Origin of the sequence: Histidinibacterium aquaticum (genome assembly GCF_008710275.1) — a bacterium.
GTDB classification, from domain to species: domain Bacteria; phylum Pseudomonadota; class Alphaproteobacteria; order Rhodobacterales; family Rhodobacteraceae; genus Oceanicola; species Oceanicola aquaticus.
Genome location: NZ_VYQE01000001.1, coordinates 688,109 through 709,794 on the forward strand (window position 1 = coordinate 688,109; position 21,686 = coordinate 709,794).

General features: G+C 66.2%; 21 protein-coding genes and 1 tRNA gene. 11 read left to right on the top strand and 11 right to left on the bottom strand.

The features are described from left to right. Window positions 1–52 precede the first annotated feature (52 nt). Window positions 53–1,096: an aldo/keto reductase gene (locus tag F3S47_RS03470; RefSeq protein WP_150443804.1), complete on the bottom strand. Its 1,044-nt coding sequence runs from the start codon at window positions 1,094–1,096 to the stop codon at window positions 53–55. 145 nt (window positions 1,097–1,241) lie between these two features. On the opposite strand from F3S47_RS03470, the gene F3S47_RS03475 reads away from it, so the two are divergent. The 3 genes from F3S47_RS03475 to metG all read left to right on the top strand — a co-directional run bounded on the left by F3S47_RS03475 (window position 1,242) and on the right by metG (window position 5,159). After that, window positions 1,242–1,997 carry an SDR family NAD(P)-dependent oxidoreductase gene (locus F3S47_RS03475; RefSeq protein ID WP_150443805.1) on the top strand — a complete coding sequence of 252 codons (756 nt, stop codon included), beginning with the start codon at window positions 1,242–1,244 and terminating at the stop codon, window positions 1,995–1,997. Window positions 1,998–2,150: 153 nt separating this feature from the next. Next, entirely contained in the window at window positions 2,151–3,386 is a 1,236-nt protein-coding gene (locus F3S47_RS03480; RefSeq protein WP_150443806.1) for an MFS transporter, read from the top strand. A gap of 60 nt (window positions 3,387–3,446) precedes the next feature. Next, window positions 3,447–5,159, top strand: coding sequence for a methionine--tRNA ligase (gene metG / locus F3S47_RS03485; RefSeq protein ID WP_150443807.1), 1,713 nt, complete (start codon window positions 3,447–3,449; stop codon window positions 5,157–5,159). 3 nt (window positions 5,160–5,162) lie between these two features. Here metG and F3S47_RS03490 read toward each other — a convergent pair whose 3' ends face one another. Next, entirely contained in the window at window positions 5,163–5,351 is a 189-nt protein-coding gene (locus F3S47_RS03490) for a hypothetical protein (RefSeq protein WP_150443808.1), read from the bottom strand. Window positions 5,352–5,769: 418 nt separating this feature from the next. Between F3S47_RS03490 and F3S47_RS03495 the strand changes: the two genes are divergently transcribed. Next, window positions 5,770–6,591 carry a LysR family transcriptional regulator gene (locus F3S47_RS03495; RefSeq protein ID WP_150443809.1) on the top strand — a complete coding sequence of 274 codons (822 nt, stop codon included), beginning with the start codon at window positions 5,770–5,772 and terminating at the stop codon, window positions 6,589–6,591. A gap of 74 nt (window positions 6,592–6,665) precedes the next feature. Here F3S47_RS03495 and asnB read toward each other — a convergent pair whose 3' ends face one another. Both asnB and F3S47_RS03505 read right to left on the bottom strand, forming a co-directional pair. Then, window positions 6,666–8,198 (bottom strand): asparagine synthase (glutamine-hydrolyzing), encoded by a 1,533-nt coding sequence (gene asnB / locus F3S47_RS03500; RefSeq protein ID WP_150443810.1) that lies wholly within the window; start codon window positions 8,196–8,198, stop codon window positions 6,666–6,668. Between the two features lies 1 nt (window position 8,199). Then, complete coding sequence (locus F3S47_RS03505; RefSeq protein ID WP_150443811.1) at window positions 8,200–9,306, bottom strand: AI-2E family transporter; 1,107 nt, start codon at window positions 9,304–9,306, stop codon at window positions 8,200–8,202. Between the two features lie 137 nt (window positions 9,307–9,443). Between F3S47_RS03505 and F3S47_RS03510 the strand changes: the two genes are divergently transcribed. Continuing rightward, window positions 9,444–10,037: a YdeI/OmpD-associated family protein gene (locus tag F3S47_RS03510; RefSeq protein WP_150443812.1), complete on the top strand. Its 594-nt coding sequence runs from the start codon at window positions 9,444–9,446 to the stop codon at window positions 10,035–10,037. A gap of 10 nt (window positions 10,038–10,047) precedes the next feature. On the opposite strand, the gene F3S47_RS03515 is transcribed toward F3S47_RS03510, so the two are convergent. Then, window positions 10,048–11,112, bottom strand: coding sequence for a S1C family serine protease (locus tag F3S47_RS03515; RefSeq protein WP_223877704.1), 1,065 nt, complete (start codon window positions 11,110–11,112; stop codon window positions 10,048–10,050). A gap of 137 nt (window positions 11,113–11,249) precedes the next feature. On the opposite strand from F3S47_RS03515, the gene F3S47_RS03520 reads away from it, so the two are divergent. After that, window positions 11,250–12,056, top strand: a complete 807-nt coding sequence (locus tag F3S47_RS03520; protein ID WP_150443814.1) for a lytic murein transglycosylase — start codon at window positions 11,250–11,252, stop codon at window positions 12,054–12,056. Between the two features lie 82 nt (window positions 12,057–12,138). Continuing rightward, window positions 12,139–12,408, top strand: coding sequence for a hypothetical protein (locus F3S47_RS03525; protein WP_150443815.1), 270 nt, complete (start codon window positions 12,139–12,141; stop codon window positions 12,406–12,408). A gap of 31 nt (window positions 12,409–12,439) precedes the next feature. On the opposite strand, the gene F3S47_RS03530 is transcribed toward F3S47_RS03525, so the two are convergent. Then, window positions 12,440–12,553: transfer RNA gene (locus tag F3S47_RS03530), tRNA-OTHER, on the bottom strand. A 159-nt stretch (window positions 12,554–12,712) separates the two neighbouring features. Here F3S47_RS03530 and F3S47_RS03535 point away from each other — a divergent pair. Then, window positions 12,713–13,372, top strand: coding sequence for a hypothetical protein (locus F3S47_RS03535; RefSeq protein ID WP_150443816.1), 660 nt, complete (start codon window positions 12,713–12,715; stop codon window positions 13,370–13,372). Window positions 13,373–13,469: 97 nt separating this feature from the next. Here F3S47_RS03535 and F3S47_RS03540 read toward each other — a convergent pair whose 3' ends face one another. The 5 genes from F3S47_RS03540 to F3S47_RS03560 all read right to left on the bottom strand — a co-directional run bounded on the left by F3S47_RS03540 (window position 13,470) and on the right by F3S47_RS03560 (window position 18,556). Continuing rightward, window positions 13,470–14,804 carry an HNH endonuclease gene (locus F3S47_RS03540; RefSeq protein ID WP_150443817.1) on the bottom strand — a complete coding sequence of 445 codons (1,335 nt, stop codon included), beginning with the start codon at window positions 14,802–14,804 and terminating at the stop codon, window positions 13,470–13,472. A gap of 113 nt (window positions 14,805–14,917) precedes the next feature. Next, window positions 14,918–15,310, bottom strand: a complete 393-nt coding sequence (locus F3S47_RS03545; protein WP_150443818.1) for a hypothetical protein — start codon at window positions 15,308–15,310, stop codon at window positions 14,918–14,920. Between the two features lie 182 nt (window positions 15,311–15,492). Further along, window positions 15,493–16,269: a contractile injection system protein, VgrG/Pvc8 family gene (locus F3S47_RS03550; protein WP_150443819.1), complete on the bottom strand. Its 777-nt coding sequence runs from the start codon at window positions 16,267–16,269 to the stop codon at window positions 15,493–15,495. A gap of 125 nt (window positions 16,270–16,394) precedes the next feature. Next, window positions 16,395–17,714, bottom strand: a complete 1,320-nt coding sequence (locus F3S47_RS03555) for a glutamine synthetase family protein (RefSeq protein ID WP_150443820.1) — start codon at window positions 17,712–17,714, stop codon at window positions 16,395–16,397. Continuing rightward, window positions 17,711–18,556: a MurR/RpiR family transcriptional regulator gene (locus F3S47_RS03560; protein ID WP_150443821.1), complete on the bottom strand. Its 846-nt coding sequence runs from the start codon at window positions 18,554–18,556 to the stop codon at window positions 17,711–17,713. Before F3S47_RS03560 ends, F3S47_RS03555 begins: the two co-directional genes overlap by 4 nt. Window positions 18,557–18,729: 173 nt before the next feature. On the opposite strand from F3S47_RS03560, the gene F3S47_RS03565 reads away from it, so the two are divergent. The 3 genes from F3S47_RS03565 (at window position 18,730) to F3S47_RS03575 (ending at window position 21,672) form a co-directional block, all read left to right on the top strand. Continuing rightward, window positions 18,730–19,533, top strand: coding sequence for an N-formylglutamate amidohydrolase (locus F3S47_RS03565; RefSeq protein ID WP_150443822.1), 804 nt, complete (start codon window positions 18,730–18,732; stop codon window positions 19,531–19,533). A gap of 187 nt (window positions 19,534–19,720) precedes the next feature. Next, window positions 19,721–20,365: an isochorismatase family cysteine hydrolase gene (locus F3S47_RS03570; RefSeq protein ID WP_150443823.1), complete on the top strand. Its 645-nt coding sequence runs from the start codon at window positions 19,721–19,723 to the stop codon at window positions 20,363–20,365. After that, window positions 20,362–21,672 carry a M20 family metallopeptidase gene (locus F3S47_RS03575; protein WP_150443824.1) on the top strand — a complete coding sequence of 437 codons (1,311 nt, stop codon included), beginning with the start codon at window positions 20,362–20,364 and terminating at the stop codon, window positions 21,670–21,672. Before F3S47_RS03570 ends, F3S47_RS03575 begins: the two co-directional genes overlap by 4 nt. The last annotated feature ends 14 nt before the right edge of the window (window positions 21,673–21,686 follow it).

Below are 21,686 nucleotides of genomic sequence, written 5' to 3' on the forward strand. Positions count from 1 at the left end.
ACCCGCGCCCGGGGGGCGCGGGTCCTCTGGTTTTCGTCGCCGGGCGATAGCCTCAGAAGGGCATCGGGTGCGCCTTGTGCGTCGCGTCGATGTCCGCGACCACCTCGTCGGACAGCTCCAGGTCGATCCCGCCGAGGATGCGCTCCAGCTGCTCGACCGACCGAGCGCCGAAGATGGCGGAAATCGGGAAGGGGCGACTGCGCTGCCAGGCCAGGGCCATCTGCACAGGGTCGAGCCCGTGCCGCTGCGCCACCGCGTGATAGGCCGCGACCGCGTCCCAGACCCGCTCGGTGATCCGGCCGCCGAGGTCCTCCTGCCGGGCGCGGCGGCTGTCCTCGGGGATCTGCCCGCCCTGGTACTTGCCGGTAAGCAGCCCCGCCCCCAGCGGCGAGAAGCTCAGCAGCGTGACGTCCTCGGCGGTGCAGGTCTCGGCGAGGTCGGTATCGAAGACGCGGCAGAGCAGCGAGTACTCGTTCTGGATCGAGGCCGGGCGCGGCAGTCCCTCGCGGTCCGCGAGACGACACCACTGCGCGGTGCCCCAGGCGGTCTCGTTCGAGAGCGCGAAGGCCCGGACCTTGCCCGCCTTGACCATCTCGTCCATCGCCCGCAGCACGTCGAGCATGTGCGCCTCGACGGCCTCGGCATCGAGCTTCGAGGGATCGTAGGCCCAGTACTTGCGGAAGTGGTAGGAGCCGCGATCCGGCCAATGCAGCTGGTAGACGTCGATCACGTCGGTCTGCAGCCGCTTCAAAGAGGCATCGACCGCCTGCGGAATCACGGTGCCGTCGTAGCCCTTGCCATCGCGCACGAAACCGCCGTTCGGGCCCGAGACCTTGGTCGCCACGGTCCAGCGGTCGCGCTTGCCGGACTTGGCGAACCAGTTGCCGAGGATCTCCTCCGACCGGCCGACCGTCTCCTTGGTGACCGGCGCGACGGGATACATTTCGGCGCAATCCATGAAGTCGATGCCCGCGTCGAGCGCCATGTCGATCTGCCGGTGCGCGTCATCTTCCGGCGTCTGGTTGCCGTAGGTCATGGTGCCAAGGCACCAGTCCGGCACCTCGATGCCGGAACGGCCGAGTTCGATCCGTTTCATCCTGTTCCCTCGTCTTTCGGTTTGCGCGGACACTAGCCCCGGAAAGCGCCAGCGCAAGACGCCGGGCTGATCGAGATCAAGGCCCGCCTCCCCGCGAGGCGTGATTGTCCCGCCAGACACCCTCCCGAAAGGACAGGAGACCTCGATGGCTTTCGACTTCACAGGCAGGACCGCGCTCGTCACCGGCGGCGCTTCGGGTATCGGCGCCGCGATCTGCCGACAGCTCGCCGCGGGCGGCGCGCGCGTCACCGTGGCCGACCTCGACGCCGAGGGCGCGGGCCGGGTCGCGGACGAGATCGCCCAGGCCGGCGGCAGCGCCCGGGCCGCGACCCTCGACACCTCGGACCCGGCGGCGGTCGAGGCCGCCATCGCCGAGGCCGCGCGGGACGGTGGCGGGCTTCACCTGCTCGTCAACAACGCCGGGATCGGCGGTCCAGCCGAGCCGACGGGTTCCTACCCGCTCGATGGCTGGAAACAGGTGATCGACGTGAACCTCAACGGCGTCTTCTACGGTTGCCGGTTCGGCATCCCCGCGATCCGCGAGGCAGGCGGCGGGGCCATCGTGAACATGGCCTCGATCCTGGGGTCCGTGGGTTTCGCCACGGCCAGCGCCTACGTCGCAGCCAAGCACGCGGTGGTCGGGCTGACGAAGACCGCCGCGCTGGAACACGCCGCCGACGGCGTCCGGATCAACGCCGTGGGCCCCGGCTTCATCCGCACGCCGCTGCTCGACAAGCACCTCGACGTGGAGACGCTGGACATGCTCGCGGGCCTGCACGCCACGGGGCGGCTCGGCACCGCCGAGGAGGTCTCGGAGCTGACCTGCTTCCTGCTCTCCGACGCGGCCTCCTTCATCACCGGCAGCTACCACCTCGTCGACGGCGGCTACACCGCCCGGTGACGGCGTCGAAGGCGCTTCGAAGCGCCTTCCCCCGAACGCCCTTCGACGGGCGTTCGGCACGCGCCTGTCAAAGGCGCGTCCCGCAAGGGCTTTCGAAAGCCCTTGCCCGGCTTTCGCATGGACCCTCGGCCCGCCCCGGCGCAAGAAGGGCCCATGCGCACCCTGCTGACCTTCGCCGCCCTCTTCCTCTCGGTCGCCTTACTGCAGCTCTCCTCGGGCGGCGTCGGACCCCTCGACGCGCTGACGGGGCTCGCGGGCGGGTTCTCGCGCTCCGAGGTGGGCCTTCTGGGCTCGGCGCATTTCATCGGCTTCTTCCTCGGCTGCTGGTGGGCGCCGCGGCTCATGGGCGCCGTGGGTCACGCCCGCAGTTTCGCCGCGCTCACCGCGCTCGGCGCGATCGGGCTGCTTGCCCACACCATCGTCTTCCATCCGCTGGCCTGGGCGGTGCTGCGGATCGCGACCGGCCTCTGCATCGCGGGTTGCTACACGGTGGTGGAATCCTGGCTGCAGTCCTCGGTCACCAATGCCACCCGGGGACGGACCATGGCCGCCTACCGCGTGGCCGACATGGGCGCCTCGCTGCTCGCGCAGCTGATGATCGGCGCGCTGGCGGACCTCGAAACCTACCTCGCCTACAACACCCTCGCGCTCTTCGCCTGCGCCGCGCTGCTGCCGCTGACCCTCACCCGGTCCAGCCCGCCCGGCACGCCCGAGACCCCGCGCCTGCGCCCCGCGCTGGCCTTCTCCCGCTCGCCCCTCGCGGTGGCCGGCGTTCTGGCCGCCGCCGTCACCGCCGCCTCGTACCGGATGGTCGGGCCGATCTACGGCGCCGAAGTGGGGCTCTCGGCCGACCAGATCGGCGTGCTGCTGGCCGCCTGGATCGGCGGCGGCGCGCTGGCGCAGTACCCGGTGGGCTGGCTCGCCGACAAGTACGACCGCCGCTGGGTCCTCATCGGCCTTTCCGTTGGCGCCGTGCTCTCCTGCGGCCTGACCGTGGCGGCCGCCGGCATGGGCACCACGGCGATCCTTGCCGCCTCGGCAGTCTTCGGGGCGACCTCCTTCCCGATCTACTCGGTCTCCGCCTCGCATGCCCACGACTTCGCAACCGCCCCCGAGAGGGTGGAGCTCTCCGCCGCCCTGATGTTCTGGTTCGCCTGCGGCGCCATCGCCTCGCCGCTCGTCTCCTCCGCGCTGATCGGCGCCTTCGGACCCGCCGCGCTCTTCGGCTTCATTTCGCTCGCCCACATCGCGCTGCTGCTCTTCGGCCTCGCGCGGATGGGCCGCCGCGCCGCGCCCGCCACGCGGACCCGCTACGTCTGGACCCCGCGCACCACCTTCACCGTTGGGCGGCTGTTGGCGCGCGACCGCGAGCGGGACCGGGACGACTGACTGGCCCCCGCGGCGCGCCTGCACTAGAGGAGACCCCGACCCCGAGACGACAGGACGACCATGGCCCGCCACCTCATCACTTCCGCCCTGCCCTACATCAACGGCATCAAGCACCTGGGGAACCTCGTGGGCAGCCAGCTGCCCGCCGACCTCTACGCCCGCTACCTGCGCGCGCGCGGTCACGAGGTGCTCTTCCTCTGCGCCACCGACGAACACGGCACCCCGGCCGAGATCGCCGCGAAGAAGGCCGGCAAGTCCGTCGCCGACTACTGCGCCGAGCTGCACCAGGTGCAGGCCGAGCTCGCGCGGGGCTACGGCCTCTCCTTCGATCACTACGGGCGCTCCTCCTCCAAGGAGAACCACGCGCTCACCCAGCATTTCGCGGGCGTGCTGGCCGAGCAGGGCCTGATCCGCGAGGTCACCGAGACGCAGATGTACTCGCCGCAGGACGGCCGCTTCCTGCCCGACCGCTACATCGAGGGCACCTGCCCCAACTGCGGATTCGAGAGCGCGCGCGGCGACCAGTGCGACAACTGCACCAAGCAGCTCGACCCGGTGGACCTCATCGACGCGCATTCAACCATCTCGGGCGCCACCGATCTCGAAATGCGCGAGACGACGCATCTCTACCTGCGCCAGTCCGCCATGAAGGACGAGCTGGAGCAGTGGATCGACACCCGCGAGGGCTGGCCGGTGCTCACCACCTCCATCGCCAAGAAGTGGCTCAACGACGGCGACGGGTTGCGCGACCGTGGCATCACCCGCGACCTCGACTGGGGCATCCCGGTCAAGAAGGGCACCGAGGACTGGCCCGGCATGGAGGGCAAGGTTTTCTACGTCTGGTTCGACGCGCCCATCGAGTACATCGCCTGCGCGCAGGAATGGGTCGAGGCCGGCAAGGGCGACGACTGGAAGAAGTGGTGGCGCACCGACAAGGGCGCGGACGACGTCACCTACACCCAGTTCATGGGCAAGGATAACGTCCCCTTCCACACGCTCAGCTTCCCGGCGACGATCCTGGGCTCCCGCGAGCCCTGGAAGCTCGTCGACTACATCAAGTCGTTCAACTACCTGAACTACGACGGTGGCCAGTTCTCGACCTCGCGCGGCCGCGGCGTCTTCATGGACCAGGCGCTGGAAATCCTGCCCGCCGACTACTGGCGCTGGTGGCTGCTGAGCCACGTCCCCGAGACCGCAGATTCCGAGTTCACCTGGGAGAGTTTCCAGTCCGGCGTGAACAAGGACCTGGCCGACGTGCTGGGCAACTTCGTCAGCCGCGTCACCAAGTTCTGCCGCTCCAAGTTCGGCGAGGCCGTGCCCTCGGGCGGCGAGGACCTGCCCGTCTCGCAGGAAGATCTGGACGATCTGGTCGAGAAGATCCGGACCTACGAGAAGCACATGGACGCCATCGAGATCCGCCGGGCGGCCGCGGCGCTGCGCTCGATCTGGGTCTGGGGCAACGAATACCTGCAGGAGGCCGCCCCCTGGGCCACCTATAAGGAGGACCCGGACAAGGCCGCCGGCCAGATCCGCTTCGCCCTCAACCTGGCGCACCTCTACGGCGTGCTGTCGTCGCCTTTCATCCCGAATGCCTCGCTCGAAATCCGGGGGGCGCTCAACAGCCTCGACGACAGCTGGCCGACGGATGTGCCGGCGGCCCTGACGATGCTGCGTCCGAGCCATGCCTTCGAGGTGCCGGAGAACCTCTTCACGAAGATCACCGACGACCAGCGCGACGAGTGGCAGGCCCGCTTCGCAGGCAAGCGGGACTGAGGGTCAGGCCCGCGCCCGGCCTCCGGCCAGGCCCCGGCGGCCGGTCATGGCGGCAAGTCGCGCAGCGACACGGCGGACACCGGTGGGACGCGTGCCGGCCGACAGGCTGTCCATCCGCGCCATGGCGAGATCCGCCATGGCGGTTCGCGTCTCGGTGCCGCGCGGCGTGACGACGTTGTAGATCGGGATCATCTCGGCCCTCCGTCCTTGTTCCAGTATTGCCCCGTAGGATGTGTTGCGGAGGCAGCATCTCCAGTGCGCCGCACCGCAGCGAATGTGCGGTGACGCACGGTGCCTCAGGCCCGCGCCGCGAGCGGGGCGGCGGGGCGCGGCGTGATCGGATCCGCACCGGACCGCGTACGTCCGAGCAGCGCGGCCCTGATCCGCAGGAGGCGGCGTCGGCGTGCCCATTTCCGGTGGCTCGCGATCCGTCGGCGGATGATCTCGCACTCCGGGACAGGTGCTGCCCGGGGCGGGACTCGTAGCGGTCGGATGATCGGCATCATGTCTCTGCTCCTCTTGGATTTGAAAGCGTTATTCGGCTTACCTCCAAGATGAGCGCAGCAAGCGCTCTTGAATACTGGCACTCCAGGCAACTAGAATTCCGAAAATGAAACCCTCGGCCTCTCTCGATGATCTGGCGCTGTTCTTGGCGGTCGCCGACACCGGATCGCTCTCGGGCGCGGCCGAGCTCACCCGCACGCCCCTGCCCACCCTCTCCCGACGGATGACCGGGCTCGAGCGCCGCTTGGGGCGCAGGCTCTTCCTGCGGGGCCGGCAGGGATACAAGCTCACGGCCGAGGGCCGCGCGCTGGCGGAAGAGGTCGGCGAGCTGCGCACCGTGGCCCGCCGCGCCGACCGTTGGGTGGAGAGTACGCAGCGCCCGCGGGTCCGCATCACCGCCGGGGTCTGGACCTCGCGCCTGCTGGCCCGCCGCATCGCGGAGTTCTGGAGCCCGGACTCCGACTGGATCCCGGAATTCCTGCCCACCTCCTCGATGGTCGACATCGCCCGGCGCGAGGCGGACATCGGGCTGCGGAACGGCCCGCCCGAGCAGCCCTGGCTCGCCCGGCAACGCGCGGGGCGGGTCACGGTCTCGGTCTACGCGACCTCGGAGGCGGTCGAGGGTTACATCGCCACCCACCGCGACGGGACGGCAACCCCCTCGCAGCGCTGGCTCCGCGCGCATCGGGGCGACCGGATCGTGACGACCGCCGTCGACCCGCGTCTCTGCCTAGATCTCGCCCGCGCCGGCGTGGGCCGGATCGCCCTGCCAGACGAGATCGGCGCGGACGAGCCGCTGCTCCGCCGTGTTGAGGGACCGATCGAGGAGCTTGCCCACGACCGCTGGATCGTGAGCCACGCCGAGGCCCGGCACGATCCGCCGATCCGGGCCGCCCTCGATGCCCTCGCCCGGATGCTCACCCCGTAGGGTGCGTTTTCAACGCACCTAAAACGTAATGATTACAAAACCTTGACCCATCGTCCAAATTTGGACGCCCGCACTCAGTCTGCCGGAACAGCCACCCGATCCGCACTGTCCCAGGTCCCGGCATTCTCGAGAATCCGCTCCGGGTCCTGGTAGGCCTCTCGCAGAAGCCGCTCGTAGAGCGCCCCCTCCGCCGCGCGGTCGACCTCATCGAAACCCGTGAGCCGCTGCAGCGCCCCGGTCAGGGCGTCGACGGTGCCCGAGCCCTCGTCGAACTGCGCCTTCTTCCGCCAGACGAGGCGCGTCGGCAGCAGGTCCGCGCAGGCCTTCCGGAGGATCCACTTCTCGGTGGTCTCTCCGGTCGCCTCCTCAGCCTCCGGATCGGTCCGGCAGAGCTTCAGCGCCGCCGGGATCGACTGGGCGAAGTCGATCAGCTCCCGGTCGAGGAAGGGGGTCCGCGCCTCCAGGCTCTCGGCCATGGTCACCCGGTCGACCCGCTGAAGGTTGATGTTGTGCATCGTCCCCAGCGACCGCGTCAGCTCGTCCGCCAGCGCACGCGGGTCGTCCACGTACTCGTGGTGGTAGGTGTAGCCGGCAAAGAGCTCGTCCGCGCCCTCCCCGGTCAGCACCGCCTTCACCTCCGCCCGCGCCAGCCGCGCGGCGAAGAGCGTGGGGATGGCGGACCTCACGAGGTCCACGTCCGCGCTCTCCAGGTGGTAGATGACGTGCCTCAGGTTTTCCGCGAGATCCTCCGCCGTGAAGACATACTCGCGGTGGTCCGAGCCGATGTGCTCCGCCACCATCCGCGCCGCCAGCAGGTCGGGCGAGCCCTCGGTGCCAACCGAGAACGTCTTGAGCGGACCCTTGCCCTGGTCCGTCCGGACCCTCTGCGCGATGGCCGCGATGATCGAACTGTCGAGCCCGCCGGAGAGGAAGGCGCCGACCTCCACGTCGGCGACCATCCACTTCGCGACCGCCTCTTCCAGCACCAGCCGCAGCTCGGCGGCGGTGCGGTCGATGTCGGTGCCTGGCTCCAGCTCCGCCGCGCCATGGGGCGTGCGGTACCATTGCCGCCAGCCGGCCTCGCTGTCGTAGAGCGTGCCCGGCGGGATCGCCTCGATGGACTCGACCGCGACCCCGTCGAAGGCCTTGAGCTCGGAGGCGAAGGCGTAGCCCTCCCCTATCCGCGCGAGGTAGAGAGGCTTGATCCCCAGCGGGTCGCGCGCCGCCACGATCCTGTTCCGCGTCGCCAAAACGAAGGCGAACATCCCGTCGAGCCGCGAGATCCAGCGCGCCTCTCCCGAGCGGAAGAGATGGAGGATCGTCTCGCTGTCGCTCTGCGTCTCGAAAGCCGAGGCCCCGAGGATCGCCCGAAGGTCCCGGTGATTATAGATCTCGCCGTTGGCGATGAGCATCTCGCTCGACTGGTAGATCGGCTGGGCCCCGTCCTCGGGCCCGATGATCGACAGCCGGCAATGCGCCATGACGACCGGCGCGTTCTCCAGCGTCGCCACCTCCACCGCGTCCGGTCCCCTGTGGGCGATCTTCCGGATCATCGACCCGGCCAACTCCTCGTCACCGACGTTCCAGAGGCAGACGAACCCGCACATCTCAGTTCCCTTCGCAGTCCCTGTCCTCTTCCAGCACGACGGCATCGAGACAGTCGTACGAGGTCCTGTCGCTCATCAGCAAGGCCAGCGGCCTGAGTTCCTGGACATGCGCGGCGGCAATCAGGATCGCGATCATCACCGGCACCCCGAGCAGCGTCCCGGGCAGGCCCCAGATCCAGCCCCAAAGCAGGATCGACACCAGGATCACGAGCGGCGACAGCGCCACCTGCCGGCCCTGGAACTTGGGATCGACGTAGTTGCCGATGATCTGCTCGATCACGAAGAGCCCGCCGCCGATCAGCAGCGCCGTCGACCAGTCCTTGGTCAGCAGCGCGTAGAGCACGGGGAGGAGCCCGGAGACGACGGAGCCTAGGTTCGGGACAAAGCTCAGCAGGAAGGTCAGCAGCCCCCAGACCAGCAGCAGGTCGAGATCGAAGAGCCAGAGCCAGCCGACGTAGAGCGCCGCCGTCACCAGCCCCATCGCGGCCCGGGCCATGAGGTAGAGCCGCAGCTTGTGGGCGATGATCTCGGTCGCCGAACGGCAGGCCCGGCCGCGGTCGCTGTCGGTCGCGGCAGAGAGCTTCTTGGTCCATTGCGGGGCCTCTGCCAGCATCATCAGCACCAGGAAGACCGAGATCACCAGACCGGCGAGCCCGGCCGCCGTCCAGTTGACCATGGTCTGCGCGACGCTGGAGGCGATCTGCATCGACCGGTCGGCGAGGTTCGACAGCAGCGGCTCGATCTGCACGCCAAGCAGCTCGCGGTCGGCAAGACCGGCATTCTGCATGAGCTGGTCGGTGCGCTCGGGGAGATCAGAGAACTCCGCCGCGATCTGCCGCCCGCCGATCCAGAAGCCGAAGCCGAAAAGCGCGAAGATGGCGAGCACGACCGCGAGGGCGGCCATAAGACCCAGCCATTTGAGCGGGCGCGGCATCCGGTCGGAAATCCACCGCGCGATCGGGGCGACGACCAGCGACAGGAACAGGGCAAAGACCACGGGCACCAGCACGGGCGTCATCGCGCGCAAGGCCAAGCCGGTGACGATGATCGCCACGGTCGCGAGCAGCCAGGCCCGAAGTGTGCCGTTGTCCTTGAGAGGTCGTTCCACTGGTTGCCCCTTTTCATGCCAATGCCGGGCGCGGACCGGGGTCCGCGCTCTCGACCTCGTGAGGACAGCGCACGGCACGCGCGGCGGTTCCACCGAAGGGACTTGATCGGCGTCGGAAGCGCGGCTCTCATCGCGTCATGGCGAAACGTCCGCTGGATGATGCAGAAGAGGTCGAGGTGACCTCGCGCGCCGCCCTGCGCGATTGGCTGGCTGCGCATCACGGGCGGGAGCGCGGCGTCTGGCTCGTCACCTGGAAGAAGGCGCATGCGGACCGCTATGTCTCCACCGGCGAGATCGTGCGCGAGTGCTTGGCCTTCGGATGGGTCGACAGCCTGACGCGCGGCAAGGACGCCGACCGTTCGATGCTCTGGATCTCGCCGCGCAAGCCCGGCTCGAACTGGAGCCGCGTGAACAAGGCGCTCATGGCGGAGCTGGAGGCCGAGGGCCTGATGACGGAGGCCGGCCGCGCAACGGTCGCGCGCGCCAGGGCGGACGGCACCTGGACGGCGCTCGACGATGTGGAGAATCTCGTTGTCCCGCCGGACCTGCAGGCCGCCTTCGACGGCGCGCCGGGAACGGAGACCGTGTGGCAGGACTACCCGCGCTCGGTGAAACGCGCCGCGCTCGAACAGCTCCTGAACGCCAAGCGACCGGCCACGCGGGAGAAGCGCATCGTGGCAATCCTCGAGGCGGCGCGCGCCGGCGAGCGCCCGTTCCAGTGGCGCGCCTGACCGCTCCGGTTCAGCCTTCCACCAGCTCCATTTCGACGGTGCGCTCCGAGCGCCCCGAGCGCAGGGTCACCGTCACGCTCTCGCCCGGCTCCCGCGAGTCGAGCGCGGCGAAGAAATCGTCGAGCCCTTCCAGCGGCTCGCCGTCGAGCGCGGTCAGAACGTCGCCGGGCACGATCCGCCCCGCCCGGTCCAGCCTCGCGCCCTCAAGTCCGGCCTCGGCCGCCGGGCTCCCCGGAACGGTACCGAGCACGAGAACCCCCTCGAGGCCCTGCCGGTTGACCGCTGCATTCACCCGGCTGTCGACCTCGATGCCGAGGGAGGGCGGGGTGTACCGGCCGCTCTCGATAAGCTGCGGCACCACCCGCCGGACGGTCCCCACGGGCACGGCGAAGCCGATCCCGGCGGAGGCGCCGGAGGGCGAATAGATCGCGGTGTTGACCCCGATGAGCCGCCCGGCGCTGTCCAGCAGCGGGCCGCCGGAGTTGCCGGGATTGATCGCGGCATCGGTCTGGATGAGTCCGCGGATCGTCCGCCCGGTCCGCGAGGGAAGCTCTCGGTCGAGGGCGGAGACGATGCCCGTCGTGAGGGTCCAGTCGAGGCCGAAGGGGTTGCCGATCGCCAGCACGCCCTGCCCGACCTCGAGATCGCGCGAGCGTCCGACCTGGAGCGGCTCGGGCAGGTCCTCGGCCCGGATCCGCAGCACCGCGAGATCGTGCGCCGCGTCGCGCCCCACCAGCCGCGCCTCGACACTGCGCCCGTCGGCAAGCGCCACGGTCGCCGTCGAGCGCCCGCCGACCACGTGATCGTTGGTGACAATGTGTCCCCGGTCGTCCCAGAGGAAGCCCGAGCCGGATCCCGCCGGCTGCTCGTAGCTTCGCCGGGTCCAGGGATCGACCACGGTGTCGGCGGTGGAAATCGCGACGACGCTCTCGCGCGCCGACTGGAAGAGCGAGATCGTCGTCCGCTCGGTGTCGGTCAGCGGCAAAGGCGGCACGACGATTTCGGGCTCGGCCTGGGCGAGCCCCGCGCGATACCCCGCCGCCCCGCCCGCCAGACCGGCGGCGAGGACCAGCACGAGAAGGGCGGTGAGCCGTCCCCGTAGGCGTCCTTTTGGTCTCCGAGATGTCATCCTCGCGCGAAGTAAGCTTGCTGGATCGCTTCGCCAAGCCATGTTAGCCCAAGAATAACGCCATTTTTTCCGGAGCCCGCTTCATGCGCCGTCTCGCCATCGCTTTCGCCTTCCTCTCCGCCACCGCCGTTCATGCCGCGCCCTGCATCACCAGCCAGGGCGAATTCGGCTCCTACAAACAGGCTCTCGGGCAAGAGGCCCAGGCTGCCGGAGTCGGCCAGCGCGGCATGCAGGCGCTCCAGCAGGCGCAGCTCTCGGGCGTCACCTGGCGGTTCGAATCGAACCCCTCGAGCCAGACCGGCACCTCCTATAGCGACCCGGCGACATTCCTGACCCGCCGGTTCTCCAGCGTCGACAGCTTCGTGTCGAACGCCCGCAGCCGACTGAACAACAACGCCTCGTTCTACGACGCCATCGAACGCGCCTACGGCGTCCCGGGCGAGCTGCTGGTGTCCATCTGGGGCTACGAGACGAGCTGGGGCGGCTACACGGGCGAGACCCCCGTCGTGGGCGGCGCGGTAACGCTCGCCTCCTACTGCCGCCGCCATCCGCGCTTCGAGGACGACGCCATCGCGGCGCTGCAACTCGTCGACCGCGGTGTGATCTCGTCCAACACCACCGGCGGCCCCTCGGGCGAACTCGGCCACATGCAGTTCCTCTCCGGCAACTGGGTCCGCTACGGCGTCGACGGCAACGGCGACGGCCGGGCCGACCCCTACAACGCGGGCGATGCTCTGGCCTCGGCGGCCAACATGCTGCGCGCCAACGGCTGGCAGGCCGGTCAGCCCTACGGCGAGGGCACCGCGAACTTCCGCGCCCTCTCCGCCTGGAACGACAGCGGCAACTACCAGCGCGCCATCGTCTACGCCGCCCAGCGCGTCGCCAACTGATCCACGCACGGTCTAACGTCCGGCCCTCTTACGCGGGCCGGACGTTGCGCTATCCTCTGTCCGACTCGCGACGGAGTTTCCCATGTCCCGATACCGTGACCGGCTGCGCCTGCTGCCCTATGCCGGGGCCGCGCTCCTGCTTCTCGTCCCCGCCATCGCCATGCAGCTGACCGAGGCCGTCCGCTGGAGCCCGGCCGACTTCGGTGTCGCCTCCGGACTGCTCTTCCTCATGGCCTTCGGGGCCGAGTCCGCGCTGAGACGCGACGGGCCTCCCGTGTCGCGCGGCCTCGCCCTCGCCTGCGTCCTGGCCGCGGGGGCCACGGTCTGGGCCCTCCTCGCCGTCGCCGGCTGAGGTGCCCCGTTCATCGCTGAAGATCTCGGAATGGTGCCCGCGGCCGGACTCGAACCGGCACGGCCTTTCGGCCTAGAGATTTTAAGTCTCGCTTGATGTAAGAAAAATCAGCACCTTGGCCCGAACCGTTCCCAAGAACATTGGCGGAACCTAATGTGAATGTGGGAACAGCACACTGCAGCGTCCTAACCCATGCAGCAAGCTCCCCTGGCCATGGGAAAAATGCGTTGGGACATGAGAGCTTGATTTTCCGGGCCGGGGAGACAGAGGATATGTAGACTATTTTGTTCGGGGAGTTCAGCGAGTGATCAGAATCTCAAGTCTCGGCGCAGTACTTTCCGTGGTCTGGGCGACGAGCTCATCTTCTGGGATATGCGACTACCGGCTCAGCCAGTGGATCAGTCCAAAGGCTGCTACCGCTGCTGTTACAGCGGGTAGCGCGGGCGCGACGGTTGGCCCGGCTACCATGGCCATAGGGGGACTATATTTCTTTCCACATGCAACCAGCGGAACTTTGATGTTGGGTTCAACGCTCGCCGGGGCTTCCGGGGCCGGAACAATAGGTATCATCGGAGGCAGTGGTTTTGCGGCAACTGCGCTTGCTGTTCTCACTGCGCCAATAACTCTGTTGGTTGCTGCCGGCACATCCGTCACGGTTGGCGGCCTCGAAGCCGGCTGCTATTTCGTCGATGAGCGAATTACAGAAGAAGAGAAGGTGCTGGAAATTCTAAGGCACGTTGCGCTAACCGCCAATGAGGATTACTTTAGGCTATTTGAGGTGAGCGACGAAGAGGCTGCCTTGACGGGGACAGCGAGTCGAATTCGCATACCTGATGAAAGTGGAGAGTACCAATTTTTCGATGTAGCAGACCTCTACATCGTGAATGGCGAATTAATGCATCGGGATTGGTTTCTCAACACTCCGCTTGGAAACATAGCTGCCGCGGTGGTTACTCTTCGTTAGCCTAATCTTGAACTTAGCATAGGCCTCTTACTGGCCTACGAAAAACTTCAGAAACAGCTTTGGAATTCTTGAGAGAATCTTTGATCTGACTGGATCGTCAACTGTTTGCTCTCTTGAACCGGGTGTACTGAAATACCAAAGGTGCTGAAGCTAGCTTGTGATGAATAGTCCGGCCAGCAAGCTCTCTGTAAGGAGAGGAGGCAAGCTCCGGCGCCAGCACAAGCCGTGCCGACTTTGGATTTATTGCGATGAGACATGCATCGAATAGTGCGTGAATATCGCGCCTAAGGACTAGGCTGTTTTCAGGAACTTCAAACTCATCATTACCAGTATGTGGAATTACATGTGCGGCATCCAGTACGGCAGCGATACTCGCACCGGTCACGACGCAGCGCCCACCGTGTCGCTCCATCGCTTGTTCCCTAAATTTCCATTGCTCGGGCCTGGCCTTTGCAATGGCTGTTTTTCTCTTTCGTTCAGCATCTATTACTTCATCATGGTGCTCATTAAGCGCTCGTTCCAGAACACTCAGGTGTGCAAGCTCGGCAGCCTCCAGAGAGGCCGATCCACGAGAGCACATCTCCGTAATAATCTGATCGAGCTTGATCCGTTCTTCGTTGCTGAGGTTCCAGGCTCGCGGCCGTGGGTCATCTTTCAGTTTTTTGAGAACTCCTGACTCTAGGAAACCTTCGCTCAGATGCCGGAAACCGAAAGGGCGCTTGAGAAGGGCTAGGTCCCCGAGTTGGATATGCAACTCGTCGACTGCAGAGGTTATCCTCTTTGCCTTCGCGATCCCGGTAAGACCTTGGCCGAAACCAAACTCCTCATCTTCGTGAACCCAAAGATATAGGATGTCACCGACCGCGAGATGTGGGCCAGGCGACTTGTCGCTAAGAGAACTCGCGCGTGGGACCCTCCATGGCATTCGCAAGACTTGATCGTCCCAGTCACCGACTTCTTGAGGCCGCGCGATCCCTTGAGGCCCGTTCAGTTCCCCATTGAATTTTAACAGGAAAGTCTTTCCCCGACCCGCGATATCAGTGAAGGAAGGGCCTTTGAGCGATTGCTGCCAAAGCTCGGGACCGCCGGGAAGTTCATCCGTGATCAGACGAAACTCCGGATGACTACCCCAATCGTAAGCAAAAACTCGACCTTGTGCCTCTGGGATGTCGATCTCTCCGGTCACTTCGCGGATATAGGTCAACGCGTCGCGGCTCGGATAGCGCTCTCCCTTCTTCACAAGGATCGTTGTCAGAGGGGGGAGCTGTAATTCATGTACGTATGTTAGTACTACATATAGATTATTGCCAATCCCCCGACCAGTAGGGTGTGGCCACCTTACAGCAGCAGCGAGTTCCTGATAGGTCGCTAGCCGCCCTTCTCTTGCTCGCGCCGCAAGAAATCGAGAAATCTCAAGCTGCAGTTCATTCATCGTCAAACCACTGGCGCTTTTCACCGTCCTTTGATGCCGCCACAACGGCTCGAGTGCATAAATCGACGGGCGAAAAAGGGATGGCGGCAAGCTGACCCGCAACCCCAGTAGAACTATTCACATTTACCTACATAAGATCCGAAAGCATCAAAAAGCCCTTGCCTATGGCGAGAGTAGAAAACCAAATCGTTCGCGAAATCAAAAGTATACAATTCACTGCCCGACATGTAGCCAACATATAGAGTAACTTTCCGATCGCCCTCCAATGCTACGGAGATCGACTGCCCCAACTCGCGCGCCGAGTTATGATCGCCCCACCGGATATCGAAGCCACCTCTGTTTAAGAAAAGAGAAACTTGCGCCTCGCTAAACTGATCTTCACTCCACTCGCCCATCATGTCTGAGTAGGTAGTGAATCCTTCAAGCTCAGTGCAGGTTGCGATAACTTGGGCTAGGCCCGCCGAAGCGGAGATGAAAAAAAGCCCCGATATCGCAATCAATCGCAAGCGGGTCGCTCCCCTGGATGCTTCAGCAATGGAATTGACCCTATTGATATCACATTGGCCAGCAACGAGCGCAATCGAAAATTTTATGCCGCCTTACAAACACCAAAATCGCGACCGGCCGGGGCGGCGCAAGATCTGTCAAGCCTTAGCCACAAACTCCGTCGGAACTCTCCAACACAACCTTATACTAGCCTCTCGCAGCTCAGGTCCGTTCGATATCCTCCGCCATCGACGGTGTGTGTTGCCCGAATAATCAACCAGTCGGTGTCAGCGGGAGCGCCGAAGCCGGAGAGGCGCAGCCGCGCCTCCGCAACCGCGTCCGGGTTGCCCGGCATCTCGACTGACAGCTGGATGCCCTCGCGCTGTCCGCGCCGCCATTCCGCCTCGGCAGCTGCCTGGGCGCTCGCCTCATCGGGGAACCGCTGCCGCAGCCGACGGACCCGGTCACCCTCGCCCGCCGTGACCTCGACCGGCTCCCCGGCCCCGGTGTCCCGGTAGCTGGCGACGACCCGCCCCACTGCCGGCCGCAGAGCCTTGCGGACCCGCCAGGTCGAAACATCCCGAGGCCGGACTGCGATCACCGGCATGGGCTGACCGGAGACCGTCAGGCTGGCTCCGCGCTTCGCTAGGACGAGACGGCTGCCTCCGGGCTTCACGATTGCATCGCGATCCCGCGCCACGCGAGTGAGCAGATTGATGTCCGCCTCGTCCACCTGATCCAGGTGCGGGAGCACCGCCCCTGCGAGGCTCGGCGCGACCGCAGGCTCGAGCCCGTGCTCGGTTGCGATGGTCTCCACCAGCGTGCCGAAAGTGGTCCCATCGGGCCAGCTGCGCGAGCGCTGCTCTGTGAGAGCCGTGAGGCCGGACGAGGTCTCGCCGTGGATGGATGACACGGCCCGGATCATGAGCTCGTCGGGCGGACCACCCGCCTCTATCTCGTCGGCGATGAAAAGTCTCACGTGATGTGAGCGACATCAGCGCCTTAGCCCCATCCGTTCCCAAGAACGGTTGCAGAACTAAGAACGAAAGTGGGAACGCGACGCTCCAGCACCAAAGCACCGAGAAGTACGTTACGCGCTCGGACCTAGTAGACCTCGCTGTAGCGGGCGCATTTCTCGGCGTCGCTCAGACCCTCGATGACCGACATCTCCGTGCGCTTGTGGTCCGCGTAGACCTTCACGAACTCGGCCCCGAACCAGCGCCTCACCGCCTCCGAGCCTTCCAGCCTTTCCAGCGCCTCGAGCAGGCTCTGCGGCAGGCGCGCGAAGCCGCGCGCGGCGAGCTCGTCGGGCTCAAGCTCCGACAGGTCCTCCTGGGTGACGGCGGGCGGCTCGATCTTCTCGCGCAGCCCCTCGACCCCGGCGAAGACCAGCGCGGCCAGCACGAGATGCGGGCTCGCGGCGGCGTCGATGGCCCGCACCTCGAAGTTGAACTGCCGGGCGATGCTGGTCTCGTCCTTCGCCGTGACGGGGCAGATGCGGACCGAGGCCTCGCGGTCGCGGAAGCCGAGGTTGTTGTAGGCCGCGCTCCAGCGATGAGGGGTGAGGCGTAGGTAGCTGATGTCAGAAGGCGCCAGCAGCGCGAGGATCTGGTCGAGATGGGCGAGAATTCCGCCCACGAAGTGCCGGGTCGCCTCGCTCATCCCGTGGGGCGCGTCGGCGTCGTAGGTCGCGGGTTCGCCCTCCGCGTCGAGAAAGCTCATGTGCAGATGGACGCCGTTGCCGACACTCTCGGGATCGAGAATCGGCGCGAAGCTCGCCGCATGGCCCGCACGAGTCGTGACCTCCTGCACCAGAAGCTTCGTGATCGCCGAGACGTCGGCGATGCGGACGCCGTCGAAGGGATCGGTCGTCACCTCGTACTGCGAGGGCCCGTACTCCTTCATGAAGGTATCGGGCCCGATCCCCGCCGCCGCCATCGCGTCGATCAGGTGCTGCGCCCAGCTCTGTGCGCTGCGGAAACCGCGGAAGCCGTAGCTGTCGCCGGGCACGGGCGCCACGTCCGAGAGCTGGAACTCGTGCTCGAAGGCGCCGACGAGGCTCAGCCCCGCGACCGCCTCCAGCTCCGCCAGCGCCCGCTTCGCCAGCGACCGCGTGCAGTAGTCCCAGGGCTCCCCATCGAGGCTCTGGATGTCGCCGAGCGCGAAATCGAGAGGCGGACGTCCGTCCCCGCCGGGGAGCTGGAAGCGGCTCTCGGGATCGGGAACGAGAACGAGATCGCCCAGCGCCCCGAACGGCGTGGGCGCGATGGCGTTGAAGCAGGTGATCTGGACGTTGGTCGGCGTCCAGCCGACGCCACGACGGGACCGTTTGTCCCATGCCGAGACCGGAAAGGCCTTTCCGCGGAGCAGACCGGCAAGGTCAGTCGTTCCGACGAATACCATCGGGTCTTCTGGCAGGGTCATTCAGGGGTCTCCGTCTTGGTTTCTCTCAGGGCGTCCCAGGCCTCGATCCGGTCCTTGGTGCCGTCCCAGTTCCGCTCGGCCAGCGGCACGAGCAGCGCCTCGACCAGCGCGAAGCCGGCGACGTAGCTGTCCCAGAGGGTGCCGGAATGGATCGGCACGGGGATGAGCTCGGTCGCGCCCCGGCTGGCGGGACTGATCCACTGGTCGGTGATGACGATGGTCTGCGCCCGACGCTCGCGAACCTTCACCGAAAGCCGGGCGAGGCTGTCCTGATAGCGGCGGAAGTCGATGATGAGGACGACGTCCTTCGGCCGGAGGCGCAGCAGGTACTCGGGCCAGAGCTCGGGGTCCGACGGAATATGGGTGACATCGGCCCGGATCTGCCGGAGGTGGCCGACGAAGAACCGGGCGATCGTGTCGGTCATCCGCCCACCGATCATGTAGATGCGCCGCCGGGAGTCCGACAGCAGCTCGACCACCCGCTCGAACTGCGTGCGGGGCATCTGTTCGGCGAGCTCGGCCAGAAGCGCCGAGGCCCTGGCGAGATGCGCCGCAAGCGGGTCCTCCGGCGCGCCTCCCTGGGACTCCCGAAGCTCGATCGGCGACGACTTCCCGGCCCGCAGCTCCTTCACAAGGGACTGCTGGAATTCCTGGAAGCCGCGATATCCCAGCTTGTTCACAAAGCGGGAGATCGAGGGCGCCGAAACTCCGGCGCGCTGCGACAGTTCCTGGATCGGTTCGAGACCGGCGAAGGGGTAATCGGCGAGGATGACCGCGGACAGCTGACGCTCGGCCGGCGTCATCGTGTCGGACACGGATTCGATCTGGCTTCTCAAACTCACCGGTCCGCTGCCCCCACCAACCGATCCTCACGTCGCTACCCAGGGCGAGATTGGCGGCGCAAAAAACTTCTGTCAACAAAGCTGCACAAGTTGACTTTGATCGACTTGTTTCAGAGATTCCGACGGGCTCGAACCGGTGAGTTATTGGGCAGACAGCGAACGGAGTGAAGAGAATGGAGAGCCAGGTTCGCAGCGGGCCGAATGGATCTTCGGGCAAGGACCAGGCACCCCTGCTTGACCCCGAACGTGATCCGGCACCGGTCGAGATCGTCGAGCCGACGAAGCGCGACGACATCCTTCTCGTCTGCGAGCATGCCGGGAGGGCCGTGCCCGCCGCCCTCGACGACCTGGGATTGGACGAAGCGGACCTCGGGCGCCACATCGGTAGCGATATCGGGGCCGAGAACGTCGCCCGCGCCATCGCAGCCGAGCTCGGCTGCACCTTGATCGTCCAGCGCTACAGCCGGCTCGTCATCGACTGCAACCGGCCGCCGCGCACCCCGCATTCGATCCCCGAAGTGAGCGACGGGACCGTCGTGCCCGGCAACGCGAACCTCAGCCACGAAGAGACCGAGGCGCGGGTCAACGAGATCTTCGAGCCCTACGCCGAGGCCTGCCGCGAGCGCGCCGCCCTGCCGACGGTCCGGGCGGGCTATTCTATCCACAGCTTCGAACCGGTCCTCGCCGGTCGGGCCCGGCCCTGGCACGTGGGCTTCCTCTACGCCTCGGAACAGAGCCGCGGGGCGCAGCTCGCCGCCGACTTCCGCGCGGCGCGTCCTGAGATGCTGGTCGGGGATAACGAACCCTACCAGATCGAGACCGAAACCGACTGGTTCATCCCCTACTGCGCGGAGGAGAAGAACCTCAGAAACAGCCTGATCGAGATCCGGAACGACCTGATCCGCACTCCGGCCGGCTACGACGCATGGGCCTCAGACCTCTCCTTGCTCATCAGCAGGGCCATCCCCCAACTCTGATCCGCACCCTCATCCAGCCAACCGCCTGCACGATTCGGAGGCAGGGACCCGCGGTCAGCCCGCGCAAGCTGCAATTATTTCCTCACAGTTCTTGCTTTCCTTGACTCTGAAAGTTTCCAATCAATGATGGAGGCGAACATTGCGGCCGGACCCTACTTCCGCCGGCGCTAAGACTTTGGAGCCCGACGTGCAGACACGCGACGTCCCCCTCGACCCGGCCGCTTCCGCCCTCCTCTTCATCGACGTTCAGAACTTCAGCGCGCGCCGTGACGGAGGCGAGTGGAAGGACCTCTCGCCCGAGGCCTTCGAAAAGAAGCTCGGCTGGTTTTTCGAGAGGTTCGAGGCCGATACCCTGCCGAACATGCAGCGCCTCCAGGCCGGCTGCCGGGCCGCCAAGATCGAGGTGCTCTACACCACCATCGAGAGTCTGACGCTCGATGGCCGCGACCGGTCGCTCGACTACAAGATCACTGGCTTCAACGTGCCGAAAGCCTCCTGGGACGGAAAGGTCCTCGACGCAATCGCGCCGGGCGAGGACGAGATCGTCCTGCCGAAGTCCTCGTCCTCGGTCTTCATCTCCACCCACATCGACTACATCCTGCGCAACCTCGGCGTCCGCCAGCTCGTCATTTCCGGGCTCGTCACGGACCAGTGCGTTGAGAGCGCCATCCGGGACGCATGCGACCTCGGCTACCTCGTGACCCAGGTCACCGACGCCTGTCTAACCTACAGCCAGCAGCGACAGGATTTCTCGATCTCGGCGATCAAGGGCTACTGCCGGCAGGTCACCACCGACCAGCTGCTGAAAGAACTCGAAGGAGCGACCCCATGAGCGATACTAAGCAAGCGGTCTGGGATGCGATCGACGCGGACCCCGACTTCGTCACCGAGCTCACGCAAGAACTTGTGCGTATTCCCTCGGTCAACCCGAAGTTCGAGACGGGCGACGGACTGAACCGCGAGAGCGATGTACAAGCTATACTCGAGGAACGACTGAAGGGGTTGGGCTTCGACACCGCTCAGGACGAGGTCTTTCCGAACCGCCCCAACCTGATCGCCGATCTCGCCGGCAATGAGGACCGCAGCCTCATCCTCTGTGGCCATATAGACGTTGTGCCGGTGGGCGCGCGCTCCGACTGGTCGGTCGACCCCTGGGGCGGCGAGCGCAAGGACGGCCGCATCTACGGCCGTGGCGCGGTCGACATGAAGTCTGGCGTTGCCGCCTGCGTCGCCGCCTATCACTTCATCCGGAAAGCCGGGCTGACGCTCGACGGGCGCTTTTCGATCCATTCAGTGGTCGACGAGGAGGCCGGCGGCTTCGGCGCGATGCACGCGGTCAGGCAAGGCCAGCTCGCGAAAGGCGCAATCGTGACAGAACCAACATGGGGCATGGTCCAGCCTGCAGAGGGCGGGCTCGAATGGGTCCGCGTGACACTCTTCGGACGGTCGGGTCATGCCGGCTTCCGCTACAATGACATTTTCCCGCAGCCTGATGTCGATGGCCGGCTCAAGCCCGCGATCAACGCCATCGAACTCGCGAACCGCTTCCTGACCGCCCTGCGCGACTTCGAGCAGTCGCGCTGCCGCAACAACTACCACCCGCTCTGCCCGCCGGGGCTCTCGACCATCAACCCAGGCGTCTTTCATGGCGGAGTCGGACTAGGCGAGGATGGCCTTCCGCAGATCCGCTCGAACCCGGCGATGACGCCGGACACGGCTGTCATCGATCTCGACTACAAGTATCTGCCGCACGAGGACAGTTTCGAGGTCCGGCGCGAGTTCGAGGCCTTCGTGAAAGCCTTTGCCGATACCGACCCCTGGATGCGGGAGCACCCGCCCAAGGTCCAATGGGAGCTGGGCGGACTGCATTTCCCGGCGATGGATACCCCCGTCGACCACCCGCTGGTACAATCGTTAATCGGCGACCACGAGATCATCGAGGGCAAGGCGCCCCCGATCCGCGGCTTCGACGCCGTCACCGACGCCGCGCATTATGCCGGAGCCGGAGTGGACAGCGTCATCTACGGGCCTACCGGCGACGGCTTTCACGGCATCGACGAATACGTCGACATCGCCTCACTCCTTCGCGTGACCAAGGTCGTCGCCGGGGCTGTCATTGATCACTGCGGTCTGCGCTGAGCGCCGATGCCCGA